Raw genomic sequence first — 18,602 nt, forward strand, 5'->3', positions numbered from 1 at the left:
TGAGAGACTGATGCCGATGACCGAGAACCAGAGCATGCGTCGCGGGCGCCCGGGGTACGACCGGCAGGGCATCCTCGACGTCGCCGTCGCAGCGTTCAACGAGTACGGCTACGACGCCACCTCGATGGGTGTGCTCGCCGAGCGGCTCGGACTCTCGAAGTCGGCGATCTACCACCACTTCGCGTCGAAGGACGAGATCCTCGACCAGGCGCTCGACACCGCCCTCAGCGGACTCGAGGCCGTCGTCGCCGACGCCGCCCGCCCCGAGCTCGTCGAGGGGCCAACGGTCGATCGCGCCGCAGATCGGCTCGACCGGGTGCTGCGCGGGGCGGTGCACGTGCTCGTCGAGCAGCTGCCCTCGGTCACCCTGCTGCTCCGGGTGCGGGGCAACACCGAGGTCGAGCGGCGCGCGCTCGCCCGCCGCCGCGACTTCGACAAGCGGGTGACCGCCCTCGTCGCCGACGCCCAGCGCGAGGGATCGCTGCGCAGCGACATCGACGCGAGCGTCGTCTCACGGCTCGCGTTCGGCATGATCAACTCGATCGTCGAGTGGTACCGGCCCGGCGGCCGCGAGAACGCCGACGGCCTCGCCGACGACGTGATCGCGATCGCCCTCGACGGCCTGCGCATGCCCACCTCGAACCGCGTCGAGGAACTGCTCGGCTGACCGCCGGGGCGCGCGGGCTGCACGCTCCGCCGGCCCCGCGCGCGCCACATCAGCACGCGCGCGCCACTTCAGTGCGCGCGCGCCACTCCATTGCCCGCGCGCCACTTCAGCACGCACGCGCCACATCAGCACGCACGCGCCACATCAGCGCGCGCGCCACTTCAGTGCGAACGCGCCATCCGTGCTGGCGCAGCGGTGCCGAAGTGGCGCCGCAGCCACCCGCGCCGCGGCCGCTCAACGGCTTCGCCACGGCTGGCCGGCTGCCCTGCCCCCTGCGCCTCGCTCCGCCGCTCGCCGGCCACCCGGCGCTGCTCGAGCTCACGAGTCATCCGCTCGTCCGCCGCTGCCACGAGGTGCGGGAACGCTGTCTCCGAGATGTGCATGTCGACTCCTCCGTTGTCGACATTCAGCCTCGGCGCTGAGGTGGCCACCCGGCATCCGAGGATCGCCCTATTCCTGGGCGGCCGTCGCCTCGGCGCGGTCGCTCACCTCGGTCGGATGCCTCAGACGGGCGCCGGTCGGATGCCTCAGACGGTCTCGGCGGCTGAGGCATCCGCCGGCGCACCGCCCACCGGAGCGGCCTTCGCCGCGACGATGCCCTTCCGGAGCGCCATCATCAGCAGCACGAGCCCGGCCGTCACGACGATGTGTCCGAGCCCGGCGATGCCGGCGATCGCCGCGTTCGACTCCTCGCCGAGCACCGTCAGCGAGCCGTGCCAGACCATCATGGCGCTCGTGAGCAGCACGCCCGCGTTGTAGACCCAGAAGAACCAGCCGAACAGCGGCGACGCGCTCAGCGCGAAGACGCGCTCGAGGGCGAGCACGATGAGCATCGCAAGGAAGCCCAGCGTCAGCAGGTGCGTGTGCACGACCGAGAGCTGCGTCGCACCGCCCTCGACGAAGTCGTTCGCCTTCGTGAACTCCCGGTAGAAGAGGCCGGAGCCGAGGCCGAGCACGAGGTAGACGACGGCGGCGGTGAAGAGGCGGTTCATGGGGCGTCCTTCCGGTTCGCGGGGGGGGCGGGCGGGCGGGCTCGCGGGCACGCTCACGTGCAGTCTGCTCCGGCCCGCGCCCCGCCGCATCCATCGAACGTTCACCGCCGACTCGCGCCCCGAACCCCGAGTTGCCCGACTTCCATGAAAGTCGGGCAACTCCCGGGCGCGGGCTATGCGGTGCGGCGGCGGCGCAGCGCGCCTCCGACGAGGAACGCGAGACCCGCGAGGAGGGCGAGGCCGCCGAGGAGGGCGGCGCCGACGCCGTCGACGCCCGTCGACGCGAGGTCCGCCTCGCCGCCCGTGCGCTCGAGCGTGTTCGTCAGCACGATCTCGGCGACCGTGCCGTCACCGATCACGATCGAGTCGGCACTGAAGTGGACGGCTGCCCACTCGGCGCCGTCGACGGCCGCCGGGGTCACCTCGCTGAGGCTCACCCGGGCCCCGTACGGGAGCGGATCGCTCGTCGCGACGCCCCCGCCGGTCACCGTCAGCACGCCCGCCCCGGCCTCGAAGCCCGGGCCGGCGGGGTAGCTGTACCGCACCGTGAACTCCGTGCCCTTCGGGAGCAGCCCGGCTCCGCTGCCCTCGACCTGCTTGCGCACGGCGAAGGAGCCCGCGTTCAGCTCGAGCGTGTTGACGACGACCACCTCGGTGGAGGCATCCTTCCCGACCGTCACGACGTTCGACTCCGAGAAGCGGGGCGCACCCCAGCTGCCGCCCTCGACCGCCTCGGGCTCGAGCTCGCGGATCGTCACGACCGCGCCGGCCGGAAGGTCGGCGACGGTGACGGTGCTGCCGTCGCCGGGCACCACCACCTCGGTCGGGCCGGCCGCGTCCCAGGCGGCGCCCGCCGGGTACTCGTACGTGAAGGTGTACTCCCGGTCGCTGCCGACGAGGTGCGCGCCGGTGCCCTCGAGCTGCTTGCGCAGCTCGATCGCGCCGACGTCGCGGGTGATCGTGTTGGTGAGGCTCACCTCGACGGTCGTGCCGTCGCCGATGGTGACGGTGTCGGGCGAGAAGACGTATCCCTCGGACCAGGTGGCGCCGACGACCGGGGCGGGCGCCAGCTCGGTGAGCCGCAGCACGGCGCCGTAGGGCAGGGGACCGCTCGAGACGGCCTGCCCGTCGGCGCGCACGACGAGCTCGCCCGAGCCCGCGCCGAAGCCGATCCCCGCGTCGTACTCGTACCGCACCGTGAAGGAGTCGGTGGCGGGGACGAGCCCGGCGCCGGTGCCCTCGAGACGCTTGACGACCGAGAACTCCCCGGTGTTCAGGGCGAGCTCGTTGTCGAGATCGACCGCGATGCGGGTGCCCTTCACGACGGTGAACGTCTTCTCGCTGAAGACGGGTTCCTGCCAGGTGCCGCCCTCGACCTGCTCGAGCAGCTCCTCGAGCGTGACGACCGCGCCCGCGGGCAGCCCCTCGACCGCGACCGGATCACCGCCGGCCGTGACCTCGACCGTGCCACTGCCGGCCTCGTAGACGCCGCGCTCCGGGTCGGCCGGATACGACCACTGCACCGTGAAGGTCGGGTCGTCGACGAGGCCGGAGCCGGCGCCGCCGAGGCGCTTCAGGATCTCGAAGGAGCCGAGGTCGCGGGTGAGCGTGTTCGTCACCTGCACCTGCACCTCGGCCGAGTCGGCGCCGACGGTGACGCTGGCGGGCTCGATGACCGGCTGCTGCCAGCTCGCGCCCGGCACCGCGGCGGGTGCCGACTCGGAGAACGCCACCTCGGCGCCGACGGGCAGCCCCGGGATGTCGACGCGGCTGCCGTCGAGCGGCAGCTGCACCGAGCCGCCGCCGGCGGGGATGCCGAGCTCGGCGTTCGCGGCCCAGCGGTAGTTCAGGGTGAAGCTCGTGTCGCCGGGGATGCGCATGCCGTCGGGGTTCACGACGGTCTTGGCGGCGCCGAGGGAGGCCCGCTGCAGCGTGGCGCGGTTCTCGAGGCGGATGTCGGTGATCTGGCCGAGCTTGCCCTGCGTCCCGTCGAGGGTGAGTTCGACGCGGTCGGTGCGGGTGCCGTCGGGGAGCACGAACACCGGGTCGGCCCAGTCCACGTTCGCGGGCTCGGCGGGCGTCAGCTCGTCGAGCGTGATCGTCGTGCCTCGGAACAGCTCCTCGCTCAGGAACGACTCGCCCGCGTGGATCGTGATCGGCTTCTCCTCGGTGACGACACCGTCGAGCTCGCTCGTGTAGTTCACGGTGAACGCGGGCGTGAGCGAGGTGTCACCGGCGAGCTCCTTCGTCAGGCGGAACTTGCCGAAGTTCGTTCCGACGACCGTGCCGGAGCCCGAGTAGCGGGTCGCGGTTCCCGTGGTGGTGCCGCTGCGCTCCCCCTCGATCTCCCAGTTCGCGACGTTCGTGTACGTCTTCGCCTTGCCGAGGTCGAGCACCTTGACGGTCCAGACGACCTCGTAGACGGAGCCGGTGATGCCCTGCTGGCCCTCGGGGGCGGCGTCGCCGAGTCCGGCGACGGAGGTGAACTCGACGCGGAGCCCGTTGTTCGAGACGGTGTACTCCGAGCTCGGCTTCCAGGCGAACTGCGGCGACTGCCGGCCGAGCGAGTCGTAGGCGAGCGAGCGGGCCTCGAGCACGCGAGGCTCGCCGACGAGCTCGAAGACGGTCGGGTCGAGCACGTCCTCGACGGCGACGCGCTGATCGGCGGGGATGCCGTCGGGGCCGCTCGGAACGCCGACCCACCAGCTGATGGTGTCCTCGAGGTTCTGGTAGGAGCCGCTCTTCCAGGCGTCCCAGCCGCCGAACTCGCAGTTCTCGGTGCAGCGGTCGGGGTTGGGCTCGACCGTCACCGGGGTCTGCACGGTGCCGAAGTCGAAGACGTGCTCGACGGTCTCGAGGTTCTCGAGCCAGACGTCCGCGAGGAAGGTGAAGGAGCCCCGCATCCCGAGCTCGTGCCCCTCGATGTACCCGGGGTCGACGGTGCAGGTGATCTGCTCGGCGTCGACGACGCACTCGCCGGCGGCCACGCCGTCGGGGTCGAGCATCGGGAATCGGTCGGCGAAGCCGCGAAGGCCATCGGGGAGGTCCACGACGACGGCGACCGGGTTGGCTGCCTCGCCGGGCACGCTCCAGTCGACGGTGAGCTCTTGACGGCTGCCGTCGGGGATCTTCGACGTGGTGAACCGGACGTCGTCGATGGAGATCGGAGTGCCGGGTGCCGCGTTCGCGGCGGGCACCGCGATGAAGACGTTCGCGACGACGGCGAGGAGGAGGCTGAGCACAGCCGCGATGGCTGCCCTCGCTCCGCGGTGGCGGCCGGGGCTGACCGCACGCACGAGGCTCGACAAGACTGCATTCCTTCCTTCGGGTGCGTCCGACCGAGCGGTCCGGGGAAGACCGCACGGCGACCCGTCGGGAGGATGCACGGAAGGAGCGTGCGCGAAGCACGCGCCTGCGCGCGGACGTGCCGGGCACGTCCGCGCGCAATGCGAGCGCCGGTTCGCGTTCGGGCGCGGACCGGGCGTCCTGTCGGGTCAGGACGGGCGGCCGTCAGTGCCGCCACTTGAGAGATGGCGGATCGGCCGGATCATGACGCCGGTTCGACTGAACTTCTCCCGGTGCGCCATTTGCAGTGTTTCTACCTCTAGCGTGTCTACCTGCATTTCCGCTAGACATGGTTCCACCACTCCAACGAATCGAGGAGAACCATGGAGCATCAGAACCAGACCACCGCGACCGGAACGCACCTCACATCGAAGCGGCGAGGCACCCCGTGGCGGCGCGCTCGACTCGGGGCGGCCGCAGCGTCGGCCGCAGCCGCACTCCTGCTCGCCGCAGCTGCACCCGCCCCGGCGCAGGCCGTCGGCATGAGGTCGGTCACCGGCGTCATCGAATGCCGGTCCTGGCCCGCGATCTGGGTCGGCACGAGCGCGACCGCTCGGGGCGATGTGAAGTTCCAGCTCAACCGGAAAGACAATCTCGGCCCCATCGGAACCGTCTACCTCGGCAGGTCGGCAACGTACGCCCCGTGGGGATACAAGTGGATCACCTCCGGCGCAGGAAACTTCTACGCGTACGGCCTCACCGCCAGCGGCAACGTGACCAAGGCCTCGCGGTATTGCCAGGCGTGAGCACCCGCACGATCGCAGCCGCGGCCGCGGCGCTCGTCGTGGCAGCCCTCGCGGGCTGCAGCGCGAGCGAACCACCACCGGTCGATCCGGGCTCGCTGTTCAGCGGGATGGACGTCGCTCAGGCCCGCACGGCGTGCCTCTCGGATCGCGGATGGGACGTGAGCCTCGATGCGCAGGGCGCGATCCTCGCCAACTATCCGCCCGAGCAGGAAGCGGCGTTCGAGGCGGACAACCTGGCCTGTCTGGAGGAGGCGGGCGTCGACGCAGACGCCGGCCTCACCGATGAAGAGTTCACGACCGCCTACCGCTGGTACCAGGAGATCGAGGAGTGTCTGCGCTCGCACGGTTGGGACGCCCCGGAGCGCCCGAGTGAAGAGCGGTTCCGCGACACCTACGACACCGCACCCTGGATCCCGTGGGAGTTCGTCGACGACCTCGAACGCGCCCGAGCCGACTGCCCGGTCATGAACATCCCGTCCAGTTGAGGGAGCCGCGCTTCGACGGGCTCAGCGAACCAGTGGTTCGCTGAGCTTGTCGAAGCGCCCCTGGCCCGCTGAGCCTGTCGAAGCGCCCCCTGGTTCGCTGAGCTTGTCGAAGCGGGCGTCAGCCGACCACGCGGCTCGCGGCGGCGGGGACAGGGATCGGGATGGCCGCGACATCCACCCGGCGTGCACCGCAGACGGCGCAGCGCACGTACTGCACGATCCCGTCGGAGGTGCGATGCGCCGACTCGACGAGCCAGCCGTGCTCGTGCCCGGTCGGCACCGCGTGGGGCGCCTGGGTCGTGAGGCTTCCGGTCATACCCTCCACGATGATGTAATGCCCTTATGCACCTCAACCCTTACGGTGAGTACGCGGTGCTGCTCGCCGCCTCACTCGCCGACGACTGGCCCGACGACCGCGCCGGCATCGAGGCGCGCACGCGCGAGTTCGGCATGACGATGACGTTCCCGGTGCACGCCGAGGACCACGCCGGTACGCGCCGGATGATCGATGCGTGGCTCGAGGTCGTGGATGCGCCGAACGCCCCCGAGCGCGCCGGCATCCTGAACGCCCAGATGGCGGCGGTCGCCGCGTACCCGCGACTCACCGACCACGACGGCGAGGGCTGGCACCTGCACTACCGCGACGACCTGCAGACGCTCCCCGAGGTGCTCGCCGCGGTCATCTCGGTGGGTACGGCACTGCACCTCACAACCCGCGGGATGGACCGGCTCGGCCGCTGCGAGGCATCCCCCTGCACGCACGTCGTCGTCGATGTGACCCGCAACGGCCGCCAGCGCTACTGCTCCGTGCGCTGCGCGAACCGAGCAGCCGTCCGCCGGCACCGCGAGCGGCACGCCGCCCGCTGACCAGCCCACCCGCCGGGCGCGGGCTACGCGGTGAGCGGCTCCTTCGCGACGAGGGTCAGCACGTCGTAGCTCGCCACGAGCTCGTCGCGCTGGTTGCGCAGCACCGCGTCCCAGCGCACCTCGCCGTACTCGTCGGTCTCGCGCGGCGTGATCTGCTTGGCCGTGAGCTCCACCCGGATGTCGTCGCCCGGCGAGACGGGCGTCACGAAGCGCAGGTTCTCCAGCCCGGAGTTCGCGAGCACCGGCCCGGGCTCCGGGTCGACGAAGAGCCCGGCCGCCCACGACACGAGCAGGTACCCGTGCGCGACCCGCCCCGGGAAGAACGGGTTCGCCGCCGCCGAGGTCTCGTCCATGTGGGCGTAGAAGGTGTCGCCGGTGAAGGCCGCGAAGGTCTCGATGTCGTCGAGCGAGACGGTGCGCGCCGGGCTCACCACCTGGTCGCCGATCCGCAGCTCCGCCAGCGACTTGCGGAACGGGTGGCGCTCGCCACTCGCCTCGTACGGGCGGGCGGATGCCCCGGCGTGCCACACGCCCGTGAGCGCCGTGAGCATCTCGGGTGAGCCCTGCACGGCCGTGCGCTGCATGTGGTGCAGCACCGCGCGGATGCCGCCGAGCTCCTCGCCTCCGCCGGCCCGGCCCGGGCCGCCGTGCACGAGGTTCGGCAGCGGCGAGCCGTGCCCGGTCGAGGTTCGGGCGTCGTCGCGGTCGAGGAAGAGCAGCCGGCCGTTGTAGGCGGCCACGGTGCCGGCGAGGGCGACGGCGACCTCCGGATCGTGGGTCGCGACGCTCGTGACGAGTGATCCGCCGCCGCGCGCGACGAGCTCGGCCGCCTCGGCGAGCGTGCGGTAGCCGACGATCGAGGAGACGGGGCCGAAGGCTTCGACCTCGTGCAGGGCCGGGCTGCCGGCATCCTGGAACCGCAGCACGGTCGGTACGACGAAGGCACCGTCCGGGAGCGTGCCGCGGGTGCCGTCGGCGCGCACCACCTCGGGCTCCCCCGGTTCGCCGATGACGCGCTCCCCGCCCGCGGCCTCGAGCTTCGCGAGCTGGCGCAGCACCTCGTCGCGCTGCTCGGTCGAGGCGAGCGGGCCCATCGTGACGCCCTCGGCACGCGGGTCGCCGACGACGACGCGCTCCGCGATGCGGGCGCGCACTGCGGCGATGACGTCGTCGACGGATGCCTCCGGCACGATCGCCCGGCGGATGGCGGTGCACTTCTGCCCCGCCTTCGTCGTGAGCTCGACGACGAGCTGTTTCACGTAGGCGTCGAACTCGGGCGTGCCCGCGGTCGCGTCGGTGCCGAGCACGGAGGCGTTGATCGAGTCGGTCTCGCTCGTGAAGCGCACGCCGCCGGTCTGCACCGAGTCGTGCGAGCGCAGTCGTTCCGCCGTCGACGCGGAGCCGGTGAACGCGACGAGGTCGCCGAGGCGCAGCTCGTCGAAGAGGCCGGGCACGCTTCCCGCGACGAGCTGGAGCGAGCCGGCGGGCAGCAGGCCCGATTCGACGAGGATCCGCACCATCGCGACGGCGAGGTATCCGCTCGGCGTCGCGGGCTTCACGAGCGTCGGCACGCCGGCGAGGAAGGCGGGCGCGAACTTCTCGAGCGACCCCCACACGGGGAAGTTGAAGGCGTTGATCTGCACGGCGACGCCGGGCAGCCTCGTGTACACATGCCGCCCGAGGAATGTGCCGTCCTTCGAGAGCTGCTCGACCGCGCCGTCGACGTACACCTTCGCGTTCGGCATCTCGCGCCGACCCTTGCTCGAGTAGGTGAAGAGCACGCCGATGCCGCCGTCGATGTCGACCCAGGAGTCCTGCTTCGTCGCACCGGTGCGGCTCGACAGCTCGTAGAGCTCGGCCTTTCGCTCGGTGAGTGCGAGCGCCATCCGCTTCAACAGCACGGCGCGTTGGTGGAACGTGAGCTCGCCGAGGCTCGCCTGGCCGACGGTGCGCGCATGCTCGAGGGCGCCGGCGAGATCGATGCCCTCGGTCGAGACACGCGCGACCACCTCGCCGGTGGCGGCGTCGCGCACCTCGCTCGTGGCGGCCGAGGCATCCGGGCTCCACCAGGCATCCTGCACGTAACTCTGCAGCGCCGCGTCCGTCCGGTTCTCGCTCATCGTGTTCCTCTCGCTCGTCTGCACGCTCACGGCGCGTCCCACAGGTAGAAGCCCTCGCCGCTCTTGCGGCCGAGGCGGCCCTCGGCGACCATCCGCCGCAGCAGCGCCGGCGGCTCGAAGCGCTCGCCGAGCGTGCTCGCGAGGTACTCGGCGATGCCGAGCCGCACGTCGAGCCCGACGAGGTCGGTGAGTCGCAGCGGGCCGACGGGATGCTTGTAGCCGAGCGTCATGGCCCGGTCGATGTCCTCCGCCGAGGCGACGCCGGCCTCGAGCATGCGGATCGCCTCGAGCCCGAGCACGACGCCGAGGCGCGAGGAGGCGAAGCCCGGCGCATCCGCCACGACGATCGGGGTCTTGCCGATCGCCTGCACCCACGACTGCGCCTCGACCACCAGCGTCGACTCGGTGACGGCGCCGCGCACGAGTTCGACGAGCGCCGAGGCGGGCACCGGGTTGAAGAAGTGCATGCCGAGGAAGCGGTGCGGGCGGTCGAGGAGCGCCGCGAGCTCGTCGATGGAGATCGAAGAGGTGTTCGTCGCGAGCGCGGCCTCCGGCGGGAGCACCGCCTCGACCCGGGTGAGGGCGTCGGCCTTCAGCGAGAGCTCCTCCGGAACGGCCTCGACGACGAGGCCGCAGGCCGCGAAGTCCGAGATCTCAGTGCTCGTCGCGAAGCGGGCGGCGTAGGCGCCCGGCGACTCGTCCGCCGTGCCGCGTTCGACCGACCGGGCGACGGCGTCGCGCACCCGGCGTCCGGCCGCCTCCGCCGCCTCGGCGTCGCGCTCGACGACCGTGACCCGGGAGCCGGCGAGCAGGAAGGCGTGCGCGATCCCCGCGCCCATGCGTCCGCCGCCGAGCACCCCGACCGCGGCCGGCGCGCCGCCGACGCCGCCTTCCCGCACGCGGGCCGCCTCCGGCATCTGTTCCGCCGCGCGAATCCGTTCCGCCGCGCTCATCCGTTCCGCCGTTCCAGGAACTCGGTCATCCGCCGGAACTTCTCCGGGCTCTCGAACAGCGCCGCCTGCTCCTCGAGGTCGACGGCGGGGTGCGCCGCGCGCGGCGCACGGAACACGCGCTTCGTCGCCATCGTGGCCGCGCGGTCGTTGCGGGCGATGCGGTCGGCGAGCGCATGGGCGGCGGGCAGCAGCTCCTCGGGCGGATGCACCGCCGAGACCAGGCCGATGGCGAGGGCTTCCTCGGCACCGACGGTGCGGCCGGTGAGCAGCAGCTCCATGGCGCGGGCGTCGCCCACGATCTCGCGGAGCCGCCAGCTCGCACCGGCCGCGGCGAGGATGCCGAGGCCGGTCTCGGGGTTGCCGATCTTCAGTGCCGGGGTGCCGAGCCGCAGGTCTGCGGCGTAGGCGAGCTCGGCACCGCCGCCGAGCGCGTAACCGTCGAGCGCGGCGATGACGGGCATCGGCAGTTCGGCGACGCGCACGAAGGCGTGCGCGTTGATGCCCTTCCGGGCGTCGTCGGCCCGGCGCTCGCGCAGTTCGGCGATGTCGGCGCCGGAGGCGAACACCCCGTCCGCTCCCGTCAGGATCAGGATGCGCGGCTCGGCCTCGAGCTCGGCGCAGAGCTCGTGCAGCTCGTCGATCATGGCCTGGTCGATCGCGTTGCGCTTCTCGGGGCGGTCGAGGGTCGCCACGACCCGGTCGTCGCGGCGCTCGACCCGGAGCACGCGGGCGTTCGCGGCGCTCATCGCACCGACTCCAGGATGACCGCGGCGCCCTGGCCGACGCCGACGCACATGGTGGCGAGGCCGTAGCGGGAGCCCTCGCGTTCCATCCGGCCGAGCAGCGTCACGAGCAGGCGCGAACCGGAGGAACCGAGCGGATGCCCGAGCGCGATCGCGCCGCCGTCGGCGTTCACGCGCGACTCGTCGAGCCCGAGCCGGCGGATGCAGGCGATCGACTGGGTGGCGAACGCCTCGTTGAGTTCGATCGAGCCGATCTCGTCGAGGTCGAGGCCGGAACGCTCGAGCGCCTTCTCGGTCGCGGGCACCGGCCCGAGCCCCATGATCTCGGGAGCGAGCCCGGCGCTCGTGCCGACGACGATGCGGGCGCGGGGCACGAGCCCGTAGCGTTCGACGGCGGCGCCGCTCGCCACGACGATCGCCGAGGCGCCGTCGTTCAGCGAGCTCGAGTTGCCGGCGGTGACGACCGAGCCGCCCGCGACGACCGGGCGCAGGCCCGCGAGCGCCTCGAGCGTCGTCTCCGGCCGCGGCCCCTCGTCGACGAGCACCTCGCCGGCGCGGGTCGCGACGCCCACGATCTCGGCCTCGAAGCGCCCGGCGGCGATGGCGGCGGCGGCGCGCTGCTGCGAGCGGAGGGCGAAGGCATCCGCCTCCTCCCGGGTGATGCCGTCGACCCGCGCGACCTCCTCAGCGGTCTCGGGCATGGCGTAGGTGGCCTTGTCGCGGGCGAGCAGCTCGGGGTTCGGGAAGCGCCAGCCGATCGAGGTGTCGTAGGCGGCGCCGGGCTTCGCCCAGGCGCGCTCGGGCTTCTGCTGCACCCAGGGGGCGCGGGTCATTGACTCGACGCCGCCCGCGACGATGAGCTCGGCGTCGCCCGCCCGGATCGCCTGCGCGGCCATCGTGACCGCCGACATGCCGGAGGCGCAGAGGCGGTTGACGGTGATGCCGGGCACCTCGTCGGGCAGGCCCGCGAGCAGCACGGCCATCCTGGCGACGTTGCGGTTGTCCTCGCCGGCCTGGTTCGCGGCGCCGAGGATGACCTCGTCGAGCTCGCCCGCCTGATCGGCGCCGATGCCGGCCCGGGCGACCGCTTCGCGGACGACGAGGGCGGCGAGATCGTCGGGGCGCACCCCGGCGAGGGCGCCGCCGTAGCGGCCGACGGGCGTGCGCACGCCTCCGACGAGGTAGGCCTCGGCCATGCGGGTCTCCTGACTACGGTGTCTGCGAGGGCGGTTCGCCTGGCCGAATTCCTGACCGAGCGTTCGGAAAGTAATTATGGCATGCCCCGCCCCGGCCCGCACGCCCAACCCCGAAAACCGACTTGCCCGACTTTCATGAAAGTCGGGCAACCCAGTCAAGGCCACCGACTTGCCCGACTTTCATGAAGGTCGGGCAAGTCGGGGTGGACAGACCGGTGGGGCGGTCAGTCGAGCAGGTCGACGCCCTTGGTCTCCTTCACGAGCGAGACGCCGATGAGCGAGATCACCGCCGCGATCGCGATGTAGAGGCCGATCGTCCACGAGGCGTGGAAGGTGTTCATCAGCGCCTCGGCGATCATCGGCGCGAACGCACCGCCCAGGATGGCCCCGAGCGCATAGCCGATCGAGACGCCCGAGTACCGCACGTTCGCCGGGAACATCTCGGCGTAGAGCGCCGCCTGCGGGCCGTAGGACAGGCCGAGGCCGAACGTCATCACGAACAGCGCGACGAAGTACCAGACGATGTTGCCGGTGTCGATGAGGAACCACATCGGCACCGCCCACAGCGCGAGGAACAGGTAGCCGATCTGGAACGTGCGCACCCGCCCGAGCCGATCGGACAGGCGACCGCCCCAGAGGGTGAAGATCAGCCAGCCGAACGAAGCGAGCGTCGTGGCGAGCAGCACGGTGGGACGATCCATGCCGAGCGCCGCGACGGCGTAGGTCGCGAAGTACGCGATGAGGAGGTACCCCGCAGCGTTGTTCGCGATGAAGATGACCGCCGTCAGCAGCACCTGCTTGGTGTTGCGGCGGAAGAGCTGGCCGAGCGGCGCCGAGGACTCCTTGCGGCGGCGCAGCAGCTCCTCGAAGACCGGGCTTTCCTCGACGGCGCGGCGGATGACGTAGCCGACGACGATGAGCACGATCGAGAGCAGGAACGGGATGCGCCAGCCCCACTCGAGGAAGGCCTCGGGCGACATCGAGCTCGTCAGCAGCCAGAGCGTGAACGTCGCGAGGATCATGCCGACGGGCACGCCGATCTGCGGGAACGCGCCGAAGAAGCCGCGCTTGCCGTTCGGCGCGTGCTCGACGGCCATGAGGGCGGCGCCGCCCCACTCGCCGCCGGCGGAGAAGCCCTGCAGGATGCGCAGCAGGATCAGCAGCATGGGCGCCGCGATGCCGATCGCCGCGTACGTCGGGAGCACGCCGATGAGCGCGGTCGACAGGCCCATCATGATGAGCGTGAAGACGAGCATCTTCTTGCGGCCGAGCTTGTCGCCGAGGTAGCCGGCGACGATCGCCCCGAGCGGGCGGAAGAGGAAGGAGATGCCGATGGTCGCGAAGGAGAGCACCTGGGCGAGGCCCGGGTTCGACTCGGCGACGGGGGCGAGGAAGAGCGGCGCAAGCACGAGGCCGGCCGCCTGGGCGTAGATGAAGAAGTCGTACCACTCGATCGAGGTGCCGACGAGGGTGCCCGCGAGCACCTTCCGCTCCTCGGGGGACATCCGCTCGGTGCGAGCGGGATCGGTGACAGCTGTCGACATGCGAACTCCGGTGTTCGGTCGGGCGGGGCGCGGCACGGGATGCCGGGCAGGGACCCCTGCAGGATCATGGGACATTTCCTGACCGATTGGTCGGTCGGGAAACCCGAGCGTAGCGCATCCGTCCGGGATCCTGGAAGTGCCGGATCCGCCGACTTTCGCCGACTGAATCGGCTGTCAGCGGGATCGGGCAGGCTGGATGCCATGACCGAACTGCGCCCCGCTGCCCTCGACGCCCTCCGCGAACTCGTGGGTCGCGACGACGTCGACTTCCACGACGGCCAGTTCGAGGCCATCCGCGCCCTCGTCGAGGAGCGCCGCCGAGCGCTCGTCGTGCAGCGCACCGGCTGGGGCAAGTCCGCCGTGTACTTCGTCTCGACCCTGCTGCTGCGCCGCGCCGGCGCGGGCCCCACCCTGCTCGTCTCGCCGCTCATCGCCCTGATGCGCGACCAGATCGCGGCGGCCGAGCGCGCCGGGGTGCGCGCGGTCGCCATCAACTCCACCAACGCGCACGAGTGGCGCGAGGTCGAGCAGCGCCTCGCCGACGACGAGGTCGACGTGCTGCTCGTCTCACCCGAGCGGCTCAACAATCCGGCCTTCCGCGAGACGCAGCTGCCGCGGCTCGTCGATCGCATCGGCCTGCTCGTCATCGACGAGGCGCACTGCATCAGCGACTGGGGGCACGACTTCCGGCCCGACTACCGACGCCTGCGCGAGCTCATCGCGCGCATGCCGGTGGGCGTGCCGGTGCTCGCAACGACGGCGACCGCGAACAGCCGGGTGGTCGCCGACGTCGCCGAACAGTTGGGGGCGACCGTCGCCGACGCCTCGGGCCGGCTCACGACGGGCGGGGCGGACGCCTCGGCCGAGGTGTTGACCATCCGCGGGCCGCTCGCCCGCGCCTCGCTGCGCCTCGGGGTGCTCGAGCTCCCCGACTCGCCGAGCCGACTGGCCTGGCTCCTCGGTCATCTCGACGAGCTGCCGGGCTCCGGCATCATCTACACCCTCACGGTCGCCGCCGCCGTCGACACGGCCCGGCTGCTGCGCGAGCACGGGCACGAGGTGCGCGCCTACACGGGCCAGACCGACCCCGACGAGCGGGCCGAGTCCGAGGGCATGCTGAAGCGCAACGAGGTCAAGGCGCTCGTCGCCACGAGTGCGCTCGGCATGGGTTTCGACAAGCCCGACCTCGGCTTCGTGCTGCACCTCGGCGCCCCCTCCTCCCCCGTGGCGTACTACCAGCAGGTGGGCCGAGCGGGCCGAGCGACCGACAACGCCGACGTGCTGCTCCTGCCCGGGGTCGAAGACCGCGACATCTGGCACTACTTCGCCACCGCCTCGATGCCCGACGAAGAGCGCGCGAGCCGCGTCATCGCCGCGCTCGGCGATCAGCCCGTGTCGACGCCGGCGCTCGAGGCGATGGTCGATATCCGCCGCACGCCGCTCGAACTGCTGCTCAAGGTGCTCGATGTCGATGGGGCCGTTCGTCGGGTGCAGGGCGGCTGGGTCGCCACCGGCGAACCGTGGGTGTACGACGCCGAGCGCTATCGCCGCATCGCGGCCGAGCGGGTCGCCGAGCAGCAGCACATGCTCGAGTACGAGCGCACCTCCGAGTGCCGCATGGCCTACCTGCAGCGCAGCCTCGACGACGACACCGCGACCCCGTGCGGCCGCTGCGACAGCTGCGCCGGTCCCTGGTACCCCGCGGCCATCGGCCAGGAGGCGACGGCGGCCGCCCGCGGCGCCCTCGACCGGGTGGGCGTCCCGATCGAACCGCGCGCGCAGTGGCCGACGGGCGCCGACTCGCTCGGCGTACCGGTGAAGGGCCGCATCCCCGTCGAGGCCCGCGCCGCCGAGGGCCGAGCCCTCGCGAGGCTCACCGACCTCGGTTGGGGTGGCGTGCTGCGCGAGCTCTTCGCCGCGGGCGCTCCAGACCAGCCGGTGCCGCCGCGCGTGCTCGACGCCTGCGTGCGCGTGCTCGCGGGCTGGGGCTGGGCCGAGCGCCCGGCCGCGGTCGTCGCGATGCCCGCACGCTCGCGGCCGCAGCTCGTCGACTCGCTCGCCCGCGGTCTCGCCGAGATCGGCCGACTGCCGTACCTCGGCGCACTGCAGCTGGTCGAGGGTGGGCCGAGCGGCGAGCCGGGAGGCAACAGCGCGTTCCGCCTGGCCGGCGTGTGGGGGCGGTTCTCCGCCGACGGCCTCGAACTGCCCGACGGCCCGGTGCTGCTCGTCGACGACCAGGCCGACAGCCGGTGGACGCTCACGGTCGCCGCCCGCACGCTGCGCGAGGCGGGCGGCGCAGAAGTACTGCCCTTCGTGCTCGCGCTCCGGGGCTGAGGCGGGCCCCGCCGCGTCGCCCCCGGCAGACGAAGAACCCGCCCGCAGCCCTGCTCGGGTGCGGACGGGTTCGTTCGGAGACAGGTCGCCGGGCGGGCGACGCGCCTACTCGGCGGGCGTCTCGCCCTGCTCGACGGATGCGTCGTCAGACGGCTCGGCGTCAGCCGGCTCTGCAGCAGCCGCCTCGGCGTCAGCCAGCTCGGCGTCAGCCGGCTCGGGCGCAGCCGCGACCTCGACGGGCCCGAGGTCGAACAGGAGCTCGTCGCCGAGGCGCACGTCCTCGAAGTCGACCTCGATCTCGGCGCGGTCGAGCAGCTCGTTCATGCGACGCTGCCGGTTGCGCGGGATGAGGGTCACGACCCGGCCGGTGCGACCGGCGCGGCCGGTGCGGCCCGAGCGGTGCAGGTAGGTCTTGTACTCCTCGGGCGCGTCGGCCTGGATCACCAGGTCGATGTCGTCGACGTGGATGCCTCGGGCCGCGACGTCGGTCGCGACGAGCACGTCGACCCGGCCGCTCGTGAGCTGCTGCAGGTTGCGGGTGCGTCGCGACTGGTTCAGGTCGCCGTGCAGGGCGACGGCGCGCACGCCGGCGTCCCCGAGGTGCTCGGTGAGGTCCTCGGCGAACGCGCGGGTGCGCGAGAAGACGAGGGTCTTGCCGTCGCGGTCGGCGAGCTGGGCGACGATGTCGCGCTTGTCGCGGTTGTCGATCACGAACACGCGGTGCTCGATGGTGCCGGAGGCCTGGTCCTCGCCGGCGACCTCGTGCACGGCCGGGTCGTCGAGGAATTCCTCGACGAGCGTGGCCACACCCGTGTCGAGCGTCGCCGAGAAGAGCAGCTTCTGGCCGCCGTCGCGGGTCTCGCGAAGGATGCGTTGCACCGGCTCGAGGAAGCCGAGGTCGCACATGTGGTCGGCCTCGTCGAGCACCGTGATGCGGATGTCGGACAGGTCGAGGTGTCCCTGCGCGAGCAGGTCCTCGATGCGGCCGGGCGTGCCGATGACGATGTCGACGCCGCGGCGGAGCGCGCCCACCTGGCGGGCCTGCGGCACACCGCCGTAGACCTGCGTGGTGAACAGTCCCACGGACTGGGCGATCGGCTGCACGGTGCGGTCGATCTGCAGGGCGAGCTCACGGGTCGGCGCGAGGATCAGGGCGCGGGGGGCGCGGCCCATCTGCCGCTTGCGGCGACCGTCGGGACCGTTCTCCGTGTCGCGCTGCTGCTCGGCCCAGAGCTGCATGAGCCGCTCCACGGTCGGCGCGCCGAAGGCGATGGTCTTGCCGGAGCCGGTGCGGCCACGGCCGAGCACATCGCGTCCCTCGAGCACGACGGGGATGGTCGCCGCCTGGATCGGGAACGGCGACTCGGCACCGAGCTCCTTCAGCGCGCGGACGATGTTGTCACCGAGGCCGAGCTCGCCGAAGCCGATGCCGTCCACCTCGTCGGCCTGGATGGCCTTCGCTTCGAGACGCTCGAGCACGACGTCGTCCTCCGGGGAGAAGTGGCTGCGCTCGTCCTTCGCCGGGTAGAACGAGGAGGGGCGACGCTCCGAGTCCCGGAAGCCCGGACGGTCGAAGTCCCGACGCTGGCCGCGCTGGTTCGCTGAGCCCGTCGAAGCGCCGTCCCGGTCGAAGTCGCGGCGCTGGCCGCGCTGGTTCGCTGAGCCCGTCGAAGCGCCGTCCCGGTCGAACGAACGACGCGGGCGGTCGTCACGATCGAAGGAACGCGCGGGACGCTCATCGCGATCGAACCGACGCGGCGCACGCTCGTCACGATCGAACGAACGACGCGGACGCTCGTCACGATCGAAGGAACGCGCGGGACGGTCGTCACGATCGAAACGACGCGGGCCACGCTGGTTCGCTGAGCCCGTCGAAGCGTCATCCCGATCGAAGCGACGCGGCGCGCGATCATCCCGATCGAACGAACGACGCGGACGGTCGTCACGATCGAACGAACGAGCCGGTCGGTCATCCCGATCGAACCGACGCGGGCCACGCTGGTTCGCTGAGCCCGTCGAAGCGTCATCCCGATCGAATCGACGCGGCGCACGCTCATCCCGATCGAAGCGACGCGGCGCACGCTCATCACGGTCGAAGCGACGCGGAGCCCGATCGTCACGATCGTACGAACGACGCGGAGCGCGATCATCCCGATCGTACGAACGCGCCGGGCGGTCGTCCCGGCGGTGCGCTGAGCCCGCCGAAGGGTCGAAGCGACGCGGGGCGCGCTCGTCACGATCGTACGAACGGCCCGGGCGGCGGCCCGTCGAAGCGTCGTCGCGGCCGTCGCGCTCGGAGCGGTGCGGGGCACGACCGCTCTCGGTGCGCTCCTCGCGCGTCCAGCGCGGCTTGCGGTCGGAGGCCTCCTCGGGGCGGTAGCCGCGGTGGCCGGGGCTGCGCGAGCCGGGCTTGCCGCTGCCTGCCGGGCGACCGGCGCGGCTGCTCTTCGCGTACGAGGGGTCGAAGTCGTGGGCTCGTCCGCCCGCGGGCTTCTTGTTCTTCGGCATGGTGGTGCTTCCTGGGTTTTGCTTGAGTACATGGCGGTGCCGCCGCGAGGCGCGGCACACCGAGAACCCGGGAGCATCGTCGACCGGGGCCGTTCACATACG

At 72.1% G+C, this 18,602-nt stretch carries 14 protein-coding genes; 5 read left to right on the plus strand and 9 right to left on the minus strand.

Annotation, left to right across the window (positions count from 1 at the left end):
- The first annotated feature begins 16 nt into the window (after positions 1–16).
- A complete protein-coding gene (locus M3147_RS17815; RefSeq protein WP_251204755.1) occupies positions 17–667 on the plus strand; it encodes a TetR/AcrR family transcriptional regulator in 651 nt (216 codons plus the stop codon).
- 527 nt (positions 668–1,194) lie between these two features.
- Here M3147_RS17815 and M3147_RS17820 read toward each other — a convergent pair.
- Positions 1,195–1,659, minus strand: a complete 465-nt coding sequence (locus tag M3147_RS17820; RefSeq protein ID WP_251204756.1) for a DUF2871 domain-containing protein — start codon at positions 1,657–1,659, stop codon at positions 1,195–1,197.
- 173 nt (positions 1,660–1,832) lie between these two features.
- On the minus strand, positions 1,833–4,967 hold the full coding sequence (locus M3147_RS17825) for a DUF5979 domain-containing protein (protein ID WP_251204757.1): 3,135 nt from the start codon (positions 4,965–4,967) through the stop codon (positions 1,833–1,835).
- 360 nt (positions 4,968–5,327) lie between these two features.
- Between M3147_RS17825 and M3147_RS17830 the strand changes: the two genes are divergently transcribed.
- Together M3147_RS17830 and M3147_RS17835 are read left to right on the plus strand one after the other, a co-directional pair.
- The gene (locus M3147_RS17830) at positions 5,328–5,750 is read left to right on the plus strand and encodes a hypothetical protein (protein WP_251204758.1); all 423 of its coding nucleotides are present in this window, start codon (positions 5,328–5,330) and stop codon (positions 5,748–5,750) included.
- Entirely contained in the window at positions 5,747–6,235 is a 489-nt protein-coding gene (locus M3147_RS17835; protein ID WP_251204759.1) for a hypothetical protein, read from the plus strand. The genes M3147_RS17830 and M3147_RS17835 overlap by 4 nt, the downstream gene beginning before the upstream one ends.
- 118 nt (positions 6,236–6,353) lie before the next feature.
- On the opposite strand, the gene M3147_RS17840 is transcribed toward M3147_RS17835, so the two are convergent.
- The gene (locus M3147_RS17840; protein ID WP_251204760.1) at positions 6,354–6,551 is read right to left on the minus strand and encodes a hypothetical protein; all 198 of its coding nucleotides are present in this window, start codon (positions 6,549–6,551) and stop codon (positions 6,354–6,356) included.
- Positions 6,552–6,577: 26 nt separating this feature from the next.
- Here M3147_RS17840 and M3147_RS17845 point away from each other — a divergent pair, with 26 nt between their 5' ends.
- Entirely contained in the window at positions 6,578–7,102 is a 525-nt protein-coding gene (locus M3147_RS17845; protein ID WP_251204761.1) for a CGNR zinc finger domain-containing protein, read from the plus strand.
- 23 nt (positions 7,103–7,125) lie between these two features.
- On the opposite strand, the gene paaZ is transcribed toward M3147_RS17845, so the two are convergent.
- From paaZ to M3147_RS17870, 5 genes are all read right to left on the minus strand, one after another.
- Entirely contained in the window at positions 7,126–9,222 is a 2,097-nt protein-coding gene (gene paaZ, locus M3147_RS17850; RefSeq protein WP_251204762.1) for a phenylacetic acid degradation bifunctional protein PaaZ, read from the minus strand.
- A 26-nt stretch (positions 9,223–9,248) separates the two neighbouring features.
- Positions 9,249–10,139, minus strand: coding sequence for a 3-hydroxyacyl-CoA dehydrogenase family protein (locus tag M3147_RS17855; protein WP_251204811.1), 891 nt, complete (start codon positions 10,137–10,139; stop codon positions 9,249–9,251).
- Positions 10,140–10,171: 32 nt separating this feature from the next.
- Complete coding sequence (locus tag M3147_RS17860; protein ID WP_251204763.1) at positions 10,172–10,921, minus strand: enoyl-CoA hydratase/isomerase family protein; 750 nt, start codon at positions 10,919–10,921, stop codon at positions 10,172–10,174.
- Positions 10,918–12,114, minus strand: coding sequence for a thiolase family protein (locus tag M3147_RS17865; protein ID WP_251204764.1), 1,197 nt, complete (start codon positions 12,112–12,114; stop codon positions 10,918–10,920). Before M3147_RS17865 ends, M3147_RS17860 begins: the two co-directional genes overlap by 4 nt.
- Before the next feature lie 224 nt (positions 12,115–12,338).
- Positions 12,339–13,658 (minus strand): MFS transporter, encoded by a 1,320-nt coding sequence (locus tag M3147_RS17870; RefSeq protein WP_251204765.1) that lies wholly within the window; start codon positions 13,656–13,658, stop codon positions 12,339–12,341.
- Positions 13,659–13,859: 201 nt separating this feature from the next.
- Between M3147_RS17870 and M3147_RS17875 the strand changes: the two genes are divergently transcribed.
- The gene (locus M3147_RS17875; RefSeq protein WP_251204766.1) at positions 13,860–15,992 is read left to right on the plus strand and encodes a RecQ family ATP-dependent DNA helicase; all 2,133 of its coding nucleotides are present in this window, start codon (positions 13,860–13,862) and stop codon (positions 15,990–15,992) included.
- A gap of 105 nt (positions 15,993–16,097) precedes the next feature.
- Here the strand turns inward: M3147_RS17875 and M3147_RS19875 are convergent, their stop codons facing one another.
- A complete protein-coding gene (locus M3147_RS19875; protein ID WP_439954211.1) occupies positions 16,098–17,471 on the minus strand; it encodes a DEAD/DEAH box helicase in 1,374 nt (457 codons plus the stop codon).
- Positions 17,472–18,602: the final 1,131 nt, after the last annotated feature.

It is taken from the genome of Agromyces mediolanus (genome assembly GCF_023715325.1).
Lineage (GTDB): Bacteria > Actinomycetota > Actinomycetes > Actinomycetales > Microbacteriaceae > Agromyces > Agromyces mediolanus_A.